Annotated in this window: 20 protein-coding genes, 1 tRNA gene and 1 pseudogene; 8 read left to right on the top strand and 14 right to left on the bottom strand. The window is 34.2% G+C overall.

The window, feature by feature from the left end:
* Positions 1-90: 90 nt before the first annotated feature.
* Positions 91-1,854, top strand: coding sequence for a DEAD/DEAH box helicase (locus SB028_RS07275; RefSeq protein ID WP_069368281.1), 1,764 nt, complete (start codon positions 91-93; stop codon positions 1,852-1,854).
* 144 nt (positions 1,855-1,998) lie between these two features.
* Positions 1,999-2,283, top strand: coding sequence for a 50S ribosomal protein L25 (gene rplY / locus SB028_RS07270; RefSeq protein ID WP_006537318.1), 285 nt, complete (start codon positions 1,999-2,001; stop codon positions 2,281-2,283).
* An 82-nt stretch (positions 2,284-2,365) separates the two neighbouring features.
* Here the strand turns inward: rplY and yejK are convergent, their stop codons facing one another.
* A complete protein-coding gene (gene yejK / locus SB028_RS07265; RefSeq protein ID WP_069368280.1) occupies positions 2,366-3,370 on the bottom strand; it encodes a nucleoid-associated protein YejK in 1,005 nt (334 codons plus the stop codon).
* 154 nt (positions 3,371-3,524) lie between these two features.
* Between yejK and SB028_RS07260 the strand changes: the two genes are divergently transcribed.
* The 4 genes from SB028_RS07260 (at position 3,525) to SB028_RS07245 (ending at position 6,090) form a co-directional block, all read left to right on the top strand.
* Positions 3,525-3,752: a YejL family protein gene (locus tag SB028_RS07260; RefSeq protein WP_004247042.1), complete on the top strand. Its 228-nt coding sequence runs from the start codon at positions 3,525-3,527 to the stop codon at positions 3,750-3,752.
* Between the two features lie 26 nt (positions 3,753-3,778).
* Entirely contained in the window at positions 3,779-5,515 is a 1,737-nt protein-coding gene (gene yejM, locus SB028_RS07255) for an LPS biosynthesis-modulating metalloenzyme YejM (protein ID WP_069368279.1), read from the top strand.
* Between the two features lie 86 nt (positions 5,516-5,601).
* Positions 5,602-5,678 (top strand) — tRNA-Pro (locus SB028_RS07250).
* Positions 5,679-5,856: 178 nt separating this feature from the next.
* Positions 5,857-6,090 carry a DNA polymerase III subunit theta gene (locus SB028_RS07245; RefSeq protein ID WP_069368278.1) on the top strand — a complete coding sequence of 78 codons (234 nt, stop codon included), beginning with the start codon at positions 5,857-5,859 and terminating at the stop codon, positions 6,088-6,090.
* 147 nt (positions 6,091-6,237) lie between these two features.
* Here SB028_RS07245 and SB028_RS07240 read toward each other — a convergent pair.
* From SB028_RS07240 to SB028_RS07210, 8 genes and pseudogenes are all read right to left on the bottom strand, one after another.
* Positions 6,238-6,497, bottom strand: a pseudogene (locus tag SB028_RS07240) (bacteriocin immunity protein).
* A 2-nt stretch (positions 6,498-6,499) separates the two neighbouring features.
* Complete coding sequence (locus tag SB028_RS20725) at positions 6,500-6,595, bottom strand: hypothetical protein (RefSeq protein WP_353612773.1); 96 nt, start codon at positions 6,593-6,595, stop codon at positions 6,500-6,502.
* A gap of 108 nt (positions 6,596-6,703) precedes the next feature.
* On the bottom strand, positions 6,704-6,871 hold the full coding sequence (locus tag SB028_RS07235; RefSeq protein ID WP_139151983.1) for a phage holin family protein: 168 nt from the start codon (positions 6,869-6,871) through the stop codon (positions 6,704-6,706).
* Between the two features lie 117 nt (positions 6,872-6,988).
* Positions 6,989-7,315: a hypothetical protein gene (locus SB028_RS07230; RefSeq protein WP_069368276.1), complete on the bottom strand. Its 327-nt coding sequence runs from the start codon at positions 7,313-7,315 to the stop codon at positions 6,989-6,991.
* A gap of 119 nt (positions 7,316-7,434) precedes the next feature.
* Positions 7,435-7,947 carry a hypothetical protein gene (locus SB028_RS07225; RefSeq protein ID WP_069368275.1) on the bottom strand — a complete coding sequence of 171 codons (513 nt, stop codon included), beginning with the start codon at positions 7,945-7,947 and terminating at the stop codon, positions 7,435-7,437.
* Positions 7,948-9,308: 1,361 nt separating this feature from the next.
* Positions 9,309-9,488, bottom strand: coding sequence for a hypothetical protein (locus SB028_RS07220; protein WP_069368273.1), 180 nt, complete (start codon positions 9,486-9,488; stop codon positions 9,309-9,311).
* Positions 9,489-9,737: 249 nt separating this feature from the next.
* The gene (locus SB028_RS07215; protein WP_069368272.1) at positions 9,738-10,673 is read right to left on the bottom strand and encodes a 5'-nucleotidase; all 936 of its coding nucleotides are present in this window, start codon (positions 10,671-10,673) and stop codon (positions 9,738-9,740) included.
* A 628-nt stretch (positions 10,674-11,301) separates the two neighbouring features.
* Positions 11,302-12,471: an RNA-guided endonuclease TnpB family protein gene (locus SB028_RS07210; RefSeq protein ID WP_318860139.1), complete on the bottom strand. Its 1,170-nt coding sequence runs from the start codon at positions 12,469-12,471 to the stop codon at positions 11,302-11,304.
* A gap of 56 nt (positions 12,472-12,527) precedes the next feature.
* Here SB028_RS07210 and tnpA point away from each other — a divergent pair, with 56 nt between their 5' ends.
* Positions 12,528-12,953 (top strand): IS200/IS605 family transposase, encoded by a 426-nt coding sequence (tnpA, locus tag SB028_RS07205; protein WP_318860032.1) that lies wholly within the window; start codon positions 12,528-12,530, stop codon positions 12,951-12,953.
* A 972-nt stretch (positions 12,954-13,925) separates the two neighbouring features.
* Entirely contained in the window at positions 13,926-14,237 is a 312-nt protein-coding gene (locus SB028_RS07200; protein WP_069368760.1) for a hypothetical protein, read from the top strand.
* Positions 14,238-14,646: 409 nt separating this feature from the next.
* Here SB028_RS07200 and lpxL read toward each other — a convergent pair whose 3' ends face one another.
* From lpxL to SB028_RS07175, 5 genes are all read right to left on the bottom strand, one after another.
* Positions 14,647-15,576, bottom strand: a complete 930-nt coding sequence (lpxL, locus tag SB028_RS07195; RefSeq protein WP_069368761.1) for an LpxL/LpxP family Kdo(2)-lipid IV(A) lauroyl/palmitoleoyl acyltransferase — start codon at positions 15,574-15,576, stop codon at positions 14,647-14,649.
* A gap of 465 nt (positions 15,577-16,041) precedes the next feature.
* Positions 16,042-16,254, bottom strand: coding sequence for an RNA chaperone/antiterminator CspA (gene cspA, locus SB028_RS07190; protein WP_006537332.1), 213 nt, complete (start codon positions 16,252-16,254; stop codon positions 16,042-16,044).
* 396 nt (positions 16,255-16,650) lie between these two features.
* Entirely contained in the window at positions 16,651-17,508 is an 858-nt protein-coding gene (locus SB028_RS07185; protein ID WP_069368762.1) for an alpha/beta fold hydrolase, read from the bottom strand.
* A gap of 248 nt (positions 17,509-17,756) precedes the next feature.
* A complete protein-coding gene (locus SB028_RS07180) occupies positions 17,757-18,293 on the bottom strand; it encodes a GNAT family N-acetyltransferase (RefSeq protein WP_069368763.1) in 537 nt (178 codons plus the stop codon).
* Positions 18,294-18,495: 202 nt separating this feature from the next.
* Complete coding sequence (locus SB028_RS07175) at positions 18,496-18,828, bottom strand: MliC family protein (RefSeq protein ID WP_069368764.1); 333 nt, start codon at positions 18,826-18,828, stop codon at positions 18,496-18,498.
* Between the last annotated feature and the right edge of the window lie 270 nt (positions 18,829-19,098).

The raw sequence follows: 19,098 nt of genomic DNA, 5'->3' as shown, positions 1-19,098 counted from the left end.
ATAAACTATCACGCGCTTAACTCCCCCTTGTTCGCGCTCCCCATAAAAAAATGTTACGCTGACCGTCCGTTTGATTTCTTATATAAAGTTATGGCTTTTACACTCAGACCTTATCAACTTGACGCAGTTAATGCGACAATCTCTTATTTTCGCCAACACAATACACCTGCGGTAATTGTATTACCTACTGGCGCAGGAAAAAGTTTAGTCATTGCAGAACTCGCTAAAAGAGCGCGCGGACGTGTATTGGTGCTAGCACACGTAAAAGAATTAGTAGAACAGAACCATAGCAAATATGAGGCCTATGGTCTATCTGCGGATATTTTTGCGGCGGGATTGCAACAAAAAGAGAGTAGCAGAAAAGTTGTTTTTGGTAGTGTGCAATCTGTTGCCCGTAATTTATCGCAGTTTAGTGATACTTTTTCTCTTCTTATTATTGATGAATGCCATCGCATTAGTTTGTCTGAAGATAGCCAATATCAGCAAGTCATTAAGCAATTGCAATCCATTAATCCCCAATTACGGATCTTAGGATTAACGGCAACACCTTATCGTTTACCGACGGGTTGGATTTATCAATATCATTATCACGGTATGATCAGAGGCGATGAAAACTGCTTTTTCCGTGATTGTATCTATGAATTACCTTTGCGCTATATGATAAGCAATCATTTTTTAGTTCCGCCAACTCGTCTAGATATGCCTATATTGCAATATGATTTTAGCCAAGTCAGAGCAAGTCAAAATGGAATATTTAATGAAGAAGATCTAAACCGTGAAATAAAAAGGCAAAAACGTATTACACCTCATATTGTTGCTCAAATTGTTGAATATGCAAAAAATTGCCGAGGTGTAATGATATTTGCGGCAACGGTTGAACATGCAAAAGAGATCCTTTCTCTTTTACCACAAGATGAAGCGGCATTAGTCAGTGCGGATACACCATCTTATGAACGTGATGATCTTATTTCCCGTTTTAAGCAACAAAAATTACGTTATATGGTTAATGTTGCCGTACTAACAACCGGTTTTGATGCACCTCATGTCGATTTAATTGCTATCTTACGCCCTACTGAATCTGTGAGTTTATACCAACAAATTGTAGGACGAGGATTAAGATTATTTGCAGGAAAAACAGAATGTCTCATTTTAGATTATGCTGGTAATCCTCATGATCTCTATCTACCCGAAGTCGGTACTAAAAAACCCAATCCAAATAGTCAGCCTGTACAAGTTTTTTGCCCAATTTGCCAATTTGCCAATACCTTTTGGGGTATTGTAGATACTGATGGAGACATCATTGAACACTATGGCCGCCGTTGCCAAGGCTGGGAACTCAATAAAAAAGGGCAAAAACAACAATGTGAATTTCGATTCCGCTTTAAGTTATGCCCCCACTGTAATGAAGAAAATGATATTGCAGCACGTCGCTGTATTCATTGTGATGAGATCTTAGTTGATCCTGATGATATGCTCAAAGCGGCATTAAAACTCAAAGGGGCATTAGTTCTGCGTTGTGGTGGGATGCAATTTAAATCAGGAAATGATGTTAAAGGTGAATGGTTAGAAATTAATTATTACGATGAAGAAGGCACTTCTGTCTCTGAACGTTTTCGACTAACAACACCAGCTCAACGAAAAGTCTTTGAAGTAAAATTTTTACGTGAACATCAACGCGCACCGGGCGTTCCTTTCGTTTGGCATAATGCCAACGACATCATTAAACAGTTCGATTTGTTGCGTCATCCTGACTTTATTGTGGCTCATAAAGGTAAAAAAGAGAACTTCTGGAAAATAAGAAATAAGATTTTTGACTATGCCGGTCGCTACCGAAAAGCAAATACCCTGTATTAATCTGGATTTATATTTGCTGTTAAGGGACTTTTTCGTTAAAATGCGCCCCGCTTTATCTATTTTTAGATAAACCAAATCTCGAGCTTGTTGCTGGGTCGCCTGTAACAAGTATGTATTTTCTTTCTTTTTTATAAGAGAAAAAAGATGTTAACTATTAATGCAACTGTACGTAAAGAGCAGGGTAAGGGTGCGAGCCGCCGCCTGCGTGTGGCTAACCGTTTTCCTGCTATCGTTTATGGCGGAAATGAAGAGCCAATCGCTATCGATTTAGATCACAACGAAGTTATCAACCAAGAACACAAATCAGAATTCTATTCAGATTTCGTAAACCTGGTTATCGATGGCAAAGAAACTAAAGTTAAAGTTAAAGCAGTGCAACGTCACGAGTATAAGCCAAAAATTACTCACATCGACTTCCTGCGCGCTTAATAAGCCACCCTTCGAGCTTTATTTTCGGGACGCCGAGCATGTAACGCCACTTAATGTGGCGTTATTTGTTTCTACTACTTAATTATTTTTCTGATGCTCTACGTTGTAACTGATCACGTAAATTAGGCGGAGTACCTTTAATCGTGAGCGTATCTGTTGCTGGATCCCAGAATATTCTCTCTCCTAATAATTTCGCATCAAAATTCACGGTTAATCCACCACCACTTCCTGAGTACTTCATCAGTTGACGCAACGTGCTGCGATCTGCTGGGAATGTTTCAGCTAATTCATAACCCTTCTCTTCCGTAAATTGAGCAAAGTTTTGATCACCCAAAGACGGTAATTCTGCAGCAAGCTCTGTTAAGGCAATTTCTTCGCCCGATTGTAATTGCTCGTTACAGTAGCTATATACTTGCTCACGACAAGTTTGACGCTCTTGCTTGCCCATTTCTGATGCTTCACAAAAATCGTCAACCGCTTGTAAGAGACCTTTATTTTGAATTTTAGCGTTTAAACCTTCTTGAGCACCTAAAAAATCCATAAAGAAATCAGAGACCTTACGTCCAACACGACCTTTTAAAAACGTTAAATAACGTAAAGAATCAGGCGCCGTTTCCCACTCAGTTAAATCAATACGAGCAATAATGTCTGCATGAGGAATATCTAAATAGCGTGTCGATGATACATCAAGGCTGTCATTTACCCACATACTGTTACAACTACTCAATACAGCAATTAAAAGGTAATCCACAGCTAAATAGCGATAGTGACAGAATAGAACCGTACCACCTTCTGCAAAAGGATATTTTGCCAATTCATCTTTTAGTCTCACAGTTGCAGCTCGTGAAAACCCTAAAAAGTTCTCTTCACCTTTACGTTGTAAACGTAACGCTTCTGCTAATTCGCTTTCTTCATTAAACAGACCATAAGCTTTACTTTTTGCACTATATACGCGATGCAACTCTTCAACCATCTCCTGAACAACCGGTTCAATTTCTAAGAGTGAATCACGTAGCACAACTTCTAATGTCTGCTCATCTCGCTTAATAAGTTGATGCAAAACTAATTGGTTAATATCTAGACTCATGGTCGTCCTCTTCTATTGCGTCTCTTTCCGTGCGCGTATTCAAACACTCCCTACTTTCAGTATCAAGGGAAAATTAATTAATTTAATAGCGGAAAAAGACCTAGTAATACGGTAACATATAGCGTTTTATACATTTAGTAGGAATTCAGATTTTATGCCACAAAAATCCCGTTATAGTGATGAACAAGTTGAGCAATTACTTGCAGAACTTGTCAGCGTTCTTGAAAAACATCATACTCCTACAGATCTTTCTTTGATGGTGTTGGGGAACATGGTGACAAACTTAATTAATACAAGTATTGCCCCTGCTCAACGGATGCTGATTGCTGATTCTTTTGTTCACGCATTACGTGCTTCAATTGATGAAGGCAATATTCACTAATAAACATAGAAAAATTATTTATAGACATGGTAACGAGACCTCAGTCCTATCGTGAAAAAGTATCCCAAATGATCAGTTGGGGTCACTGGTTTGCGCTATTTAATATTATTCTAAGCTTACTGCTTGGGAGCCGTTACCTGTTTATTTCTGATTGGCCTGCAACTTTTGCTGGTCGTTTTTACGCTATTGTGAGTTGGATGGGACATTTTAGTTTTATTGTCTTTGCTATCTATATACTCATCCTTTTTCCCCTCACCTTTATAGCAATTTCTCAACGGCTACTTAGAGTTATCTCCTGCGCCCTTGCCAGTGCTGGATTAACTATCCTTATTTTTGATATCGCCGTTTACCAGCAATTTCAGCTCCATTTGACTCAACTTGTTTGGGATCTTGTAATTAATCCAGATGAAGGCGAAATGGCACGTGAATGGCAACTTATCTTTATTGGCATTCCCATCATCTTTCTTATTGAAATGCTTTTTGCAACATGGAGCTGGCAAAAATTACGCAGCTTAAATCGCCAGCGTTGGGGTAAACCATTAGCTGGTGTCTTTATTACTTGCTTTATATTATCTCACTCTATGTCTATTTGGGCTGATGCTAACTTCTACCGCCCAATCACCATGCAACGTGCTAATTTACCATTATCGTATCCAATGACAGCACGTAAATTCCTTGAGCGCCATGGCTTTATTAATCAATCAGAATATGAGCAACGCGTTATCAGTGAAGGTAACCCAGCAGCACAAGGTATCACCTATCCTCTTGCTCCATTAATCTATGCCAAGGATACCTATTCTTATAACTTGCTGGTGGTTGTCATTGATGGGTTAGGTAACGAAGAAGTGTCTGAACTACCAAGTCTGCAAAAATTTGCACAAGATAATCTTTATTTCTCAAGGCATTATTCATCAGGTATTAATAATGATACAGCATTATTTGGCTTATTTTATGGTATTTCACCGTCTTATTTAGACAGTGTATTAAGTAGCAGAAAAAACTCTGCACTTTTCGATGCGTTAAGTTATCGAAACTACCAATTAGCCATGTTTTCCACTAATGGTTTTCAAACACCATTGTTTAAACAAGCTGTGCTATCCGATTTCTCACTCCCAACATCACGTAGTGGTGATAACAATGCCACAATTGATAGTTGGGATCGTTGGTTGGTCCAAAACAGCCAAATAGCTCCTTGGTTCTCTTTCTTACAAATTAATGGTCATACCAATAATGCATCGCAACGCACCACATTAAATGACCAATTAGAGACAATATTTAAGACATTACAAGAAACCAAAGTGCTCGATAATACGGTTGTGGTTGTCACTTCTAGCTATCATCAAGACAATAATAAGAAGCAAGTTAATCAGTGGCTTTCAAATAAGACCACCTTTAATTTAAGCCAGTCACAAGTACCATTGATAATACATTGGCCAAATATGACGCCACAGGTTATTGAGCGAATGACAAGCCATCAAGATATTATGACAACCTTGATGCAGCATGTTTTACATGTCATTAGTCCAGCAGATAACTATTCACAAGGTGAAGATTTATTCGCAAGCACCCGTAATCATCCATGGATTTTTACAGGTGATGACGAGGCATTTGTCGTCTTTTTACCCGATAATACCTTATTGATAGATAAGCATGGTCGGTACGCTTTATTTGATAAATCAGGGCAAGAGATTAGCTCAGCAAAACCGGATTTAAAATTATTGCTGCAAGTTCTGGCTGAGCAAAAGCGTTTCATTGAACGCTAGCACTATTAAATAACGTATAAAATTACACCACTTAATTAACAAAGGGTTGCTTTAGCAGTCAAAAACAGTAATATACAAGGCACAAACGGCATGTAGCGCAGCCTGGTAGCGCACTGTCATGGGGTGTCAGGGGTCGTAGGTTCAAATCCTATCATGCCGACCATTTTTAATTAAGAAAACCAACCAATTACGGTTGGTTTTTTTATGTTTGGAATTTGCTTGGTGTAAAACTGGTGTAATACTGGTGTAAAACCCACATCAGATTTACCTTGTTTAAGTTCCAATCCTCGCCCTATGCTTATGCTATAATTACCCTCCATTTCATTAATAGAGCTTATCAAATGAAAAATCTTGCTGAACTAACTCAAGAAAAAAAAGACAAGATTAATGTCGATTTGGCAGCAAGTGGTGTCGCATATAAAGAACGCCTCAATATGCCAGTTGTTGCCTCAGAAGTTGAACGACAACAACCAACACATTTACGCGAGCACTTTAATGAACGACTAGCGTTTTATCGCGAGAGAAGTAAGAAGTTGCCGGATGGAAATTCAGTACAGTATTTGAAAACAGAGTGATTACTCATGTTTTGAGGTCATTCGATGGAGAGAGTTTTATTGAAGGCGAGTGTGTTAAGATTGATTAACTCTCTAATTTTTTCTAGGTCCTATTTGGAATAAAAAGCCTCCGTTAAGAGGCCTCGATTAATTTAACAAGAGTAATGACTAACCTTTTTTAAATCCAGGCTTACCATTTTTAGCCCGCCATTCTTTAACTTCTTTTACAACCCCTTCAGGGCTATCTTCTCGATTATCATTAGGGTAATAAATTAAATCCGAACCATCAGGATGTTCTGTCAATTTCTTAAATAAAAGAATATTTTTTATATCTTCTTTTTCTGATGTATTTTCAACATTAAATATTTTTTTACAAAAGCTAAAAACTCAGCTTCAGTATAATCACTGATACTATTTTTCAGTTCCATGATTATTTTCCTCTATGAATATCAATGTGTCGTTTAGGGGTAACAATGCGGATATTATCCATATCATAAACTCCACCATCTTCAATAATAGGCTTAATATGGTGAAGCTAAAAGGAACGTATCCCTCCAACACGATCTTTATATCTAGCCCTTGGTGCCAAACCATTTCGCATTCGAGTTCTGTTACTTTGGATAAAATTCTTACCTCATTGTTTTACCTTCTTAAATACCTGCATCACATTACCTTTAGCGGCAATCACTAATGCACATAAAAATAAATTGCTCGCTATACTCGATAACCCTGCCATAGATTTAGCCGATAAAAGCTCAGATATTTCCACACACAAAGAATGATCAATACGGTACCAACCCATGAATCTCTATTAGATTTGTACTGACAAAAAACAATCGAACCACTATTGCCGTGATGATCACAACATTAGCCCAATTCAATAAAAGCTGTTTATCGTTCCAAATTGCCAAGAGGTAGATCATTTCTTATCCCGCCCTTTTCCCGATAAAACATCGATAATCGTGGTAAAGTTTTTTTCTATCAGTTTTGAAAACCATGAAATTGCTTTAGTGAGGCTTTCACTCTTGGCAATGATCAGTAATGCGGAGATAAATAGAGCAGAAACTAGAATGACCGTTAAAGTGCCACCCAATTCATAATCAAGTTTTTGCTTTATTAATTGATCTATAGGCTCAGTAACTAAAGCCCTAGTAATAAATGAGAGAATAAATAATAGAAGCTTTTTCTTATTGTTATCTTTAGAGGCAATAACAGCGACTGTGGCACCAGTCGCGGTACTTGGCATAATAGATCCTTGTGTTTAGATAAAGAAAAAGGCCGCACTAGGCGACCTCTTAAAATCAGTTGTTTGGTATACAGAAAAGGTTAATCTTATTTAGCTTTATGTGAAATGTGAAGAAACACCTAATCTATTTCTGGATCAAATATTTCACACCCTGTGCGCCAGATTGCGAAATCTTCACCATTGTAATGATAGCTTTCTCGTAGCACTTTTTTTTCTTCAAAATAACTAATGCCACGCTCAATATTACTTTCATTTTTACTATAAGTCTGCATTATTCTATACCCTTTCATACGCGGAACATTATCATCAATAAAATAGGTGTATTCACTTCCCCAAGGGTCCGTCCATGTAATAGATCCTGATTTTATTACGAATATCTTTTTATCATCAACTTCAGAAGTTGCATTATCGAAATCTAGCGACCATAAACTTTTTTTCTTATCTACTTCTACATCCGGCACCTTCTGCGATCTTTCACATTCAATTTTGATTGGTTCTGCATAGGATGAAACGGAAAAAATAACCGCGAATATCATTGATAGTTTAATAGTATTGTTAATCACCAAGTAATTCCTTATTTTTAATTTACCAGCCTTATCAAATCGCTTAGTTTCTAACTCCGCACCGATCACCCTAGAGGCTGTTGCTATTGATGATATGCTCTATCTTGTTCATGAGTGCTGTGTAACTATAAACACAGTCTGACATTAACTTACCCTCAAGTAAGATATTAAAATTGTAGTTTACTTAAGTATAAGTTTTATCTGTAGATAAAAACAGAAAACCCAGCACATTGGCTGGGTTAGTTGGTGAAATTACTAAAATGGCAACTTACTCTAATAACTCAATCTCGGTACCATGAATTTCTTGCCACGATTTAGGTGAAGCGTGAAAGCCGGTTTCATGGGAGTGTCAGGGGTCGTAGGTTCAAATCCTATCATGCTGACCATTTTTAATTAAGAAAACCAACCGCTTAGGATTGATTTTTTTATGTCTGGAATTTACGTGGGGTAAAACTCACATCAGGTTTACCTTGTGTAAAGTCCAATTCTCGCCTTATGCCTACGATACAATTTTACTTCAATTACTTAATAGAGCGTATCCAATTGAGATCTTACTACTGTATTAATGATATGCTAAACCTTTTAAGGAAAAGTATAATAAGGTTAAATTAATGATAGTCAAAACGAAGAAAGATAAAAAATTACTGACTTTTATATCTCCACTTTTATCTGTACTGGTTGCCTTATATCTTAGTATGACTATACTTATTGATTCTCAAAATATTTCTTTCTCACTTCTTTCTTTTTTGATCTTTTTTCTAAGTATATTAATTTTTTCTTCTACCACAGAAATTATTATAAGGGTTATCTATCTTAGATATCTATTCTTTATAGAAACAAATCTCTTTGTCCTTGTTGTATTTACTTATACGAGTTTTCTAGCGACGATAATCGTATCTATAATGATATTTTATCAAGAAGGTGTCCCATCTCATTTTCTTAATAGTTGGCATTTGGTTGCTTTATTCACTGCTTACTTTATTTTTTTATTTATATCATTGATTATCTCAATTATATATATAATAGTTAAAAATAATAAAATTTTCTTTTTAATCTCCCTATTACCTTCATTTATGATTTTATTGTCTATGGATAATAATTATTCCATATTTAACTTACTTATTATATTTATAATATTCCTAGGTACAACTTTCATTATCATAAGTAGGAAACTTTACAGGAGGCAAATAGATAACGGCATATAATATAAAATGTTGATGATTGCATATTTTTAATCAATTATTTATATAATATTTGATTAATACAAAATATCATTAGTAAAAACCTCAAAACTTTATGATAATAATATTAACTTATTAGTATTTGAATTTAAAAAACCATTATTTTCAATAAGTTAAATACAATCACCATGCAATCATCAACTTTATTTTTTAGTTAAAATGACTCTATATTATTTGCTTGTTGTTTTGTTATTTAAAATTCATTAACTTTTTAAAATAAAATCCTTTTTTAGTTTTTGGAAATTTATTTCCGTTATATATTTTTCTTTCATAATCCCGTCCAGCATATTGATTATCACCATAAAATTGACCATATAATGCAGTTTTAGGACATACTTCATCAGAAAAAAATCTATGGTTATTATCCATTTCTTCCCTCATTTACTTTTTATTAATTAAATAAGCTCTTGAAATAAATTATAAATAAAATGTTATTAATTTATAATATATATAAATCACCTAACACCATACTACTTCTATAAAAATAGATCCAACTTTGTTCTTATTTTTATGAAAAATAAATAAAATAATTAAAAACCTCAAATAAAGGCAATATTAGACAAAATAAAAAACAGGTGTATGATATAAATATCGCGCATCCTGTTTATTATACATAATTTATTTATTATCTATTTTACTATTCGCTATTCCAAATGGAATATGCACAGAAGGTAATTCAGATGAAGATTTTAAATGTAATTTTTGGTCGTCAAAGAATATATGTGGTTGTAAAATTTTTAATACATTCGATTTCTCTACGCCTCCCATAAAAAAGGCTTCATTAACAGAAATTCCCCATGCTCTCATCGTATTAATAACACGCTTATGAGAGGGTGCATTACGTGCAGTAACAATAGAGATTTTAAGTAATGGAATATATGTAGGATCTTGTTTTAATTTTTCTAACTCCAATTTTTGAATATCAGAAATACGCAGTAAGAACTTTTTTAATGGTCCAGGATTATGAGGTACATCAACCATTTTCGCTTCATGATGATGAAATTGAGACAACTCACCTGAAGTTTTATAAATAATTTCAGCTTCATCATCAGCAATCACACCATCAAAGTCGAACGCAATTCTTAATTCATCGGCATCATCATCATTAACATGACCTGCTAATATCTGCCCTGCTGGATAATTTGCCTGAATTGCTTGTAAAACATCGTCATGGTCAGCTGATAAAAATAACTCAATATCAAATGCTGGAATATAAATATGAGGCGATTTCCCTTGAAGGAATACAGCTCGAGTGATCCCTAGCTTATAATGTTCAATAGAATTCATCACTCTTAATCCAGTATCGGGATCATTTCTGGATAATAAAATAACTTCAACGAGCGGATCATCTGGTCTAATATTATTTAACTTCAAAAGCCGACGAATAAAAGGAAATGCAACGCCTTTATTCAAAGGCTCATCCTGCATTTTATGCTGATATTTCCGATAAGCTTCCTCCCCTTGCGTGCGAAAAATATTATCTGATTCTTCTAAATCAAATAATGCACTAGAGGAGAGTCCTAAGACTAATCTCTTCGTTAAATCATAAGCCATCGCCAGAATTCCCTGTCAGTTTCTTTTATTGCTCATATTATCACTTTTTTAAAAGGGTGAAGATAAGAAAATTTATACAAAAAATACAGATAAATCGTAGCATTTACCAGCTATTAGCACTTTATTGTTCGCCCACACAAATAATAATGATTATCGATTGCAATTAAGGAGGGTCATTATTATTGTTAGAACTACCACTAATAAGGAGAAAACTTATGGTTAAGAAAACGATACATTTGCGTTCCAGTATTTTAAAAATTTAGTCAATAAAATAAAAAATAAATACTGTTAAAAATACAATAAATACTAAATTAGAAAGCAGGATCTTATTGTTATTAATAATAAAATTTTAATTTTAGTCTCTGTAAAATAGAATTATTTATTGACCCTTAGTGTGAATAAAGAGTAACCGTAATCTTTGTAGGGTTGACACAACAAATGATAATGATTATCTTTTAACTTGTGAATAGTTGAGTGTTTTACTCGGTTTTTCACAACGACATTGCTCACATTGCTTCTAGTATTTATTGACCAACTCTCCTAGCGTTGGTCTTTTTTTATCTATACTATTCCATATTCGATTTCATCGTGACTGCTCCCCGCCGTAAACGGCGAGGCTTCCCACTTCTCAGACCGCAACCCTCTGTACGACGCATTTACGCGGGTCTCCATGGGCTGAAACGACGAGTCCCGCCGCGTGTAATTCCAATATGCCCTTGTGTCGGATATTGATTGCCGCATTGATATCTCGGTCATGTTCAACTCCACATTCAGGGCATTGCCAGATACGCTTATGTAGTGGCATTTCTGACATTTTATGACCGCAGCAATGACAGGTTTTCGAACTGGCAAACCATTGATCCAGTTTTACCAGATGGACGCCTTTTTCTGCGGCTTTATATTCCAGCTTTGTGATAAAACCATGCCAGCCTGCATCACCGATAGCGCGAGCCAGACAGTGGTTTTTCATCATATTCGCCGATTTCAGTGTCTCGACAATTACCGCTTGGTTTTCGTCAACAATTGCACGAGAGAGTTTGTGTTGAAAATCAGCACGGGCATTGGCTACCCGTTCGTGTACACCTGCAAGCTGTATTCGGGCTTTACGGCGATTAGCACTCCCTTTTTGCTTGCGAGATAAGGCTTTTTGTTTTCGACGTAGGTGACGGCTGGCATTGATAAGGTGGCGCGGATTAGCAATCTTATTGCCGTCTGATTTGATGGCGTAATGACTCAGCCCCACATCAAGCCCCGTGATATTTGATATCAATGTTGGCTTTGCCGGTGCTTCTACCCCGTCATCACAGAGTAGTGACGCATAGTATTTTCCGGTTGCGCTGCGGCTCAGTGTGATACTTTTCAGCGCCCCCGTAATTTCACGATGTAAACGCGCTTCAATCGGTGCGATTTTCGGGATTTTTATCGCGCCATCAATGACTTTGATCCCGACACAATGATAGCTAGATTGTCTGCCATGCTTACTTTTAAACGTGGGAAAACGGGCTTTTAGTTTCGGATTAAAAAAGTTGGAGAAAGCCACGTCAAGGTTAATCACCGCCTGCTGCAATGCTATGGAGTCATATTCTTTAAGCCACCCATATCTGCGGGATTTTTTCGCCACTGCAAGCAGCGGTTTAAGGTCTTTACGCGGGTTTAAATTTACGCCGTGCCGCTGGTAAGCGTCTTTCTTGATGTGCAGCGCTTTGTTGTACGCAAAACGAACCGCACCGAACTGAGCGTTGAGATATTCAGCCTGTTCTGGTGTTGGGTAGATGCGTACTTTTGTTGCTCTTAACATCATCAGCGCTCATTGATATAATGTTTTTATTTTAACATGTTAGGGCAATATATCAATTGAGTAATCATGATGATTTACTGGCGGGATCCCTCAGAAAGCGGCACAGTGTCAGTAAACTGGTCGTGCATCTGATCTTTACGACAAAGTATCGACGTAAGCTATTTGACGGACTGATGCTCGCTCAACTGCGTGATGCATTTGACTCCGCTGCGGCAAAACTTGAATGCGAAATTATTGAGATGGACGGAGAGCCTGACCATGTGCATCTGCTGGTTGCTTACCCGCCAAAACTGGCGGTCAGTGTGATGGTCAACAATCTGAAATCAGTATCGTCGCGCCTGCTGCGCCAGCAAAACACACATTTACGGACGCAAAGTAAAACAGGACTTTTGTGGTCAAGGTCGTACTTTGTCTGTAGCTCTGGAGGGGCAACGATTGAAACACTCAGAGCCTACGTTCAGAGCCAGTCAACGCCTGATTGATCTTTAAAGCCCTGCGGGCTTTTCACCTTATATCCCCACCCGCACTGGGCGAGGGTTTACGGCGTTTTTCGCTAAGTGAGTGAAGAATATAGCTTCCTTCAAAACACTATCATCTTATTGAAGCCAAAATAGTTTATAGTGAATTTAACGCAAGATAATAATGTTGTATCTAGCTATCACTATCAAAGATCTTAAAACAACCACGTTATCATTAGACTAATGATAACTTTAGTTTGGATTATTTACTCTCTTTGTTAAATTAAAAATCAAATAAAATCAAATAGCTAAATAAAAACTCAAATAGTAATTTATGTACTTATTTAGAAAGCCACGCTAATACTGAACTTATTCTTATTATTTTTTTAAAAAGTTTGTTACAGATTGATATATTTTTTTCCCTTATTATTGGTTTCAGTATTTCATCACTGATAGATATTTAATTTCCCCCGCCCCGTGCGGGGATTTTTTTACATTATTCTTTCTCATCACTAAATGTTCGCTATTTCAGCGCCCTAGCTTATCCACTCAAAATCATCAAATAAAGATGTTTTTTTCTTCTTAATCGCTGTTTCTTAGTAATACTTTGACAAGATTTTTGGAACTCTGAAATTACTCATTTCATCAGTTTTCTATTTTAACGACAAAATGTATCATTACAAAATTAAGTAATTTAACTAATATCAAAAAACATTAACTTATTAACAAAAATAATCAAAGATGTATTTATTTGTTTTATTTCAAATAAATACAAACAAATCAATCAATTTAAATTAACAGTACGACAATAAGAAAACCATGAAATCATTCATAAACCTTTATATAACTGTCATTAACCATCAATATTTTTTACAGATTGATATATTTTTTTCCTCTAATATTCCTTTCATCAACTCGATACGAAGATATTTATTCATTGTACAAAAATATCAAATCAAAAATTCAATCAAATAAAAAATATTTTAGGAATATAGAATGAAAAAATTTTTAATTATCGGAATGTGTTTATCATTTTTATTATCAGCTCCAACCATGGCAAATAATAATAAAGTAATCGGCTCAGGAACAATTACATTTACAGGTTCAATTGTAGATGGAAATTGTATCACCAACTCAGTAGACAATACTTTTAAAACAAATTGTTGGAATGGTACTGAAATGGAAGAAACTTTACATAAAATTGAACCCAATAAAATATTCAATACTCAATTGAGTAAAAATAAAGGCTCAATGAGCATAAATTGGATCAAAGAAAATGTAGGAATAATGGATATTATGTATAATTAATATCATAACTTTAAAATATTAATTTTTTAATAAAGATTAATCTCAATTAAATAACGAGTATATATTTTCCAAAAATTAGAATTCATTACTATATAAATGATACTTTCTATTATGGTTATAATATATTAAGCAGATATAGTTTACTTCTATATCTGCTAACTCTATTTTTAACTTATTTATTAAAATTTTTATCTTTTTATCTTATTATCTTTACTTTGTCCCTCTATTCTTTTTTCTAATTCCATACAAATCTTGAGGTTGACAAGTTAAATGATAATGATTATCCTTTACATTGTGAGTAGTTAAGTATTTTACTTGGCTTTTCACAACGACATTGCTCACATTGCTTCCAGTATTTACTGTGACCAATACATCATGTATTGGTCTTTTTTATACAATACATTAATAATTAATTATAAAAACTGGCTTCACCTGCTGGTCGAGTTTTAAAACGACGGTGAGCCCATAGATATTGATCTGGAGCTCGCATAATTTCTGTTTCTATTAATTTATTCATCCTATCCGTGTCATTTTGAATATCTTCAGAAGGATAATTATTCAGTTCTTTACCAATAATTAAACTGTATTTTTTGTTGTTTTGATTTTCATTTCTAACCAAAGTAACAGTCAAAGAAGGTGCTCCTGATAATTTTGCTAATATAGCAACACCTTTTGAGGTTGATGTTTTTTCAACAGAAAAAAATGGAGAAAATGTTGTACCTTTTAAACCAAAGTCTTGGTCAGGCGCAAACCAAATTGCTTTCCCTTTTTTTAACTCCATCACCATAAACTTTAAGTTACGTCTATCTATCATACCTTTATCTGATCGGCATCTTGCTTTAGTTTGGATAAACTCCATCGCTTTATTATTATGTGGCCTATACATCGCATTCACAGGAAAACAAAGTCCCATAATGCGTCCACCCAACTCTAGTGACATAGTGTGTATACCAATTAATAAAATTCCAGCATTTTTATCATTTGCGTCAGTAAAATTGGAAATCCCCTGTACTTCAAAGAGATTTTTTAATCGGCGATCACTCCAAAACCACGCCATGCCTGTTTCAAATAATGCAACACCGAGTGATGATAAATTATCCATAACAAGCTTGTTAATTTCATTTTTATCTTTATTAGGGAAACATAATTCTAAATTTTTCTTTATTATCGAGACTCTTCTTTTGACAAAGAAACGAGATAACAACCCAAGATGTTTACCTAAAAAAAGCAACCAAGAATAAGGGAGTTGTACTAATAAAAAGAGAATAAAAATACCAAACCAAGTTAAAAAATATTTTGGATGTAATAGATGTAATGTAAAAACATTTTTAGCGTACACAAGTTTGTCCTTTAGGAACTAAAAGCATTTAAGTCATATTGAATTAGACAGTAATTATTTAGAATAAGTCATTAATTATTAATTTAATTTTTATCTTAAATTATTTTTATGATTTATCTGATATCTTTTCATTTTAATAAATTTTTTTTCTTTCTTTTGATCGAGAAGGCAATATCTTGATGCCTTTATTCTGCCATTATAATAACTTATTTATCTATTAATTTATTTTCTTGTAAAAATTATTAAGTATTAAAGCAAATAGCTTTCTAAAATTTAGGATAAATTAGATTAAAAACTTACATAACTTTAATAAACCTATTTTTATACACTTTAATAAATAGGCTTCAATTTTAAACAGCACTAGAAATCTCTATAAAAAAACCCCACCGAAGTGAGGTTTTTTCACGATTACTTATATTGATATTGCAATAAGCAAAATGTATACAGTAATAATAGCTCAGTAAATTACAGAGCGATTACATTCGCTGCTGCTGGGCCTTTAGCGCCATTTTCGATAGAAAATGAAACTTCTTGACCTTCTTTCAGTGATTTGAAGCTATCGCTTTGGATCGCTGAAAAGTGTACGAATACGTCTTTGCTACCGTCTTTAGGAGTGATAAAGCCAAAACCTTTATCATCGTTAAACCATTTTACTGTACCAGTCATTGTATTAGACATAAGATTTCCTTTAATTAATTATTTAGCCATAAGGCATAGTTTGCGGTTTGATTTCGGATTTTTACTTATGGTAACTATTTGAAGGAATTCGCAACGAAGAGGTATCAGGGATAACGCTAAACGGTGAACTACTTAAAACTGCACTAACATAAATAGGTCTGTACTTCCAAACCAGTAGCGCTATTAAGTCATATAATTCATTTTATAGCAAATTATTTTCATTTTTATTTTGAATAATTTTTTTCGAATACCAAATTAGAAAATAATTATAAGATAAAAATAATTATCTATTTTACCTATCCCATTATTTTAATTTAAGAACATGAATAAAAAAGCAGATACTGTTATTTTTTAAGATAAACAGTATCTACTTTATCATTAATGTACTACATCATCTTAATCAGCGAGTTCTGATAAAATTTCTTCTGTTTTCGCCCATAGAAGTGAACCACCTTCTTCTGGCCATAAACGCCGTTCAGCGTTAGGAAAGCGTTGAAACAATAAATCCCCAAAGTCTGGAGAATGAACTGTACTGGTATCTTTCATTCCATACCATAAGGTTGTTGGTGTCTTTATTTCTTCAGGTGAAAATCCCCAAGGTTGCATCGCAATCAGCAAATCTTGAGTGTATCCCTCATTGCCTTGTTTAAAAGCTTCAGCCATACATTCTTGATAAACTGGCAGAAAATCAATTGATTTATAAATAGCCAAATCAACATCAGCACTGTAATTTAGAATAAAATCCATTAACCACTTTGCTGTTATATTTTGCTTAATCCAACTGGCTAAAGAATCAGGTGAACCCACAGCTTGACGTTGCATATTAACAACATCATCTGGTAGCTTATTTTGTGTAGCTGGGTAATCGAATTGATCTTGTCCTGCGACAATAAGTAATTTATCAACATGACAATAAACACAAAGGGCCATAGCAAAAACAGCGCCTTGTGAAAACCCCATTACATTAATACTTTTAATACGAAGATGGTCTAATAAAAATGAAATATCTTTAGAAAAAGATTTTAACGACTTTTGAGGATCAAAAGTGGAATCGCCTAACCCTGGACGACTGGGGATAATCAACCGAATATTCAGCTTATTTAAAAGGTCAATATTTACGCCTAATAAACCACTCATACCAGCACCAGTACAAAATAATACGGGTTTACCTTGTTCTGGACCTGATTCATACCACGTTAAAATTCTATTATCTGGTAATGATACATTATATTTTCTTGAGTTTTTAATTTTCATTAGGTTTTGTCTTTTATTAATTTTTGATAATACATTGCCTGCCAATTTAGATAGCAATGTCTATTATTTCTAAATTTTGCTTTTAAAAACTAATGTTAAGACAAGCTAAGGGTAAGATTTCATATAAACTCGCAATAATTTTTTCGTTACAGATAAATAAACTAAAATTTATTTTTGTTTTTAAAAATAAATAAATTTCACACGACTTTCTATGAGTATAATCGAATTTGTCATAATAAGTAAGAGACCTACCATTGATCCCCACAACGAAAATCACAATATAGTGACGAAGTTAAATCTATTTCATTTAGAATGCTTAATGCCATAATTCCTTCATCATCTCCTTCTGTTTGTTTATAAACACCTTGATTTAATTCAAAGAGCTTACCTTTCCATTTATGCCATCCTAATAGAGAATATAGTGGTACACCCTCTTCTGAAGCAGAGAGTAGTCCAAGCTGATAACACGATTTGATAATACCATTTGCTTGGATCATTAACTCTTTACCTATTCCTTGTCGACGATAATCCTTCAAAACAGCCATTGCCTCAACATATCCCACTACAATAGGATTATTATCAATCGCCATATTTCTTTGAACTACAGCAACATGCCCTACTATCTTTTCTTGATCATAAGCAAATATATGCATGCCACCTAATGCGTGTTGAAAATCGTCTAATGAAAAATCACCACCAAAACTTTCTGTTAATAAGGAATACAGTATTTCTTTCTCTATTTTAGATAAGTGACAAGTATGTTTAGATGTATATTCAATAATCATAAAAAACCTTTAAAAATCACAATAAGACTCTATTTATAACTGATTTATTTTTTTATGACCATCTAATTTATGTGATAAAAAATGTGTTATTATTTTTTCTATACTCGTTATTGTTACTTTAAATTATTATATTTACTTAATCTTTTTCTTATAAAAAAGGACAATAAATTGTCCTCTTCTTTATTTATGACTAAGTTTTACCTTATTTTACTAATTCACAAGTGCGCCCTTTATCTTCAGCAAAACGTCCATTAACTGCATCATCTTCTGAAATTGTAGCTAAATTAAACTCACCTTTTCCTTTACCCCAAATTTGAAAATTCTCACCGACATAACGAGCGCCACTAGCCGCAATGGCTTCTTTTAAAACAATAATTTCATTGTTGTAATACATAACAGCGAGTTGTTCAGTAGGAAAAGAAACTCTAATTTTTTGACCTTCACAGTTATAAGTATCCGTTTTAGCCGCCAAAGCAGGAGCTGTTATTAATAAAGAAACTAAAGCAATAGCAGAAATAGAAAATAACTTATTCATTTACATCTCCTAAAATAGCCAAATAAGATTTTACTAATAAAATTAGACTAGATTTTATCTTTTAAAGATAAAATAGGATATCTCCGCATTTTCTTAAGTCTAAAAACATATATGAATGTTTTAATAAAAAATAATCAATCATTGATGGTTGAGTCAAAATACAGTTTTTAGTTAAATTCAAATAAATTGCAATACATAACTTTACATTATTGCCTGCCTATTTTACTTTATTCAATGTAATTATCACTATACGATATGCTATTATCCTAG

The sequence above is a fragment of the Proteus vulgaris genome (assembly GCF_033708015.1).
Taxonomy (GTDB): Bacteria; Pseudomonadota; Gammaproteobacteria; order Enterobacterales; family Enterobacteriaceae; genus Proteus.
This window is presented reverse-complemented; position numbering and strand designations above follow the sequence as displayed.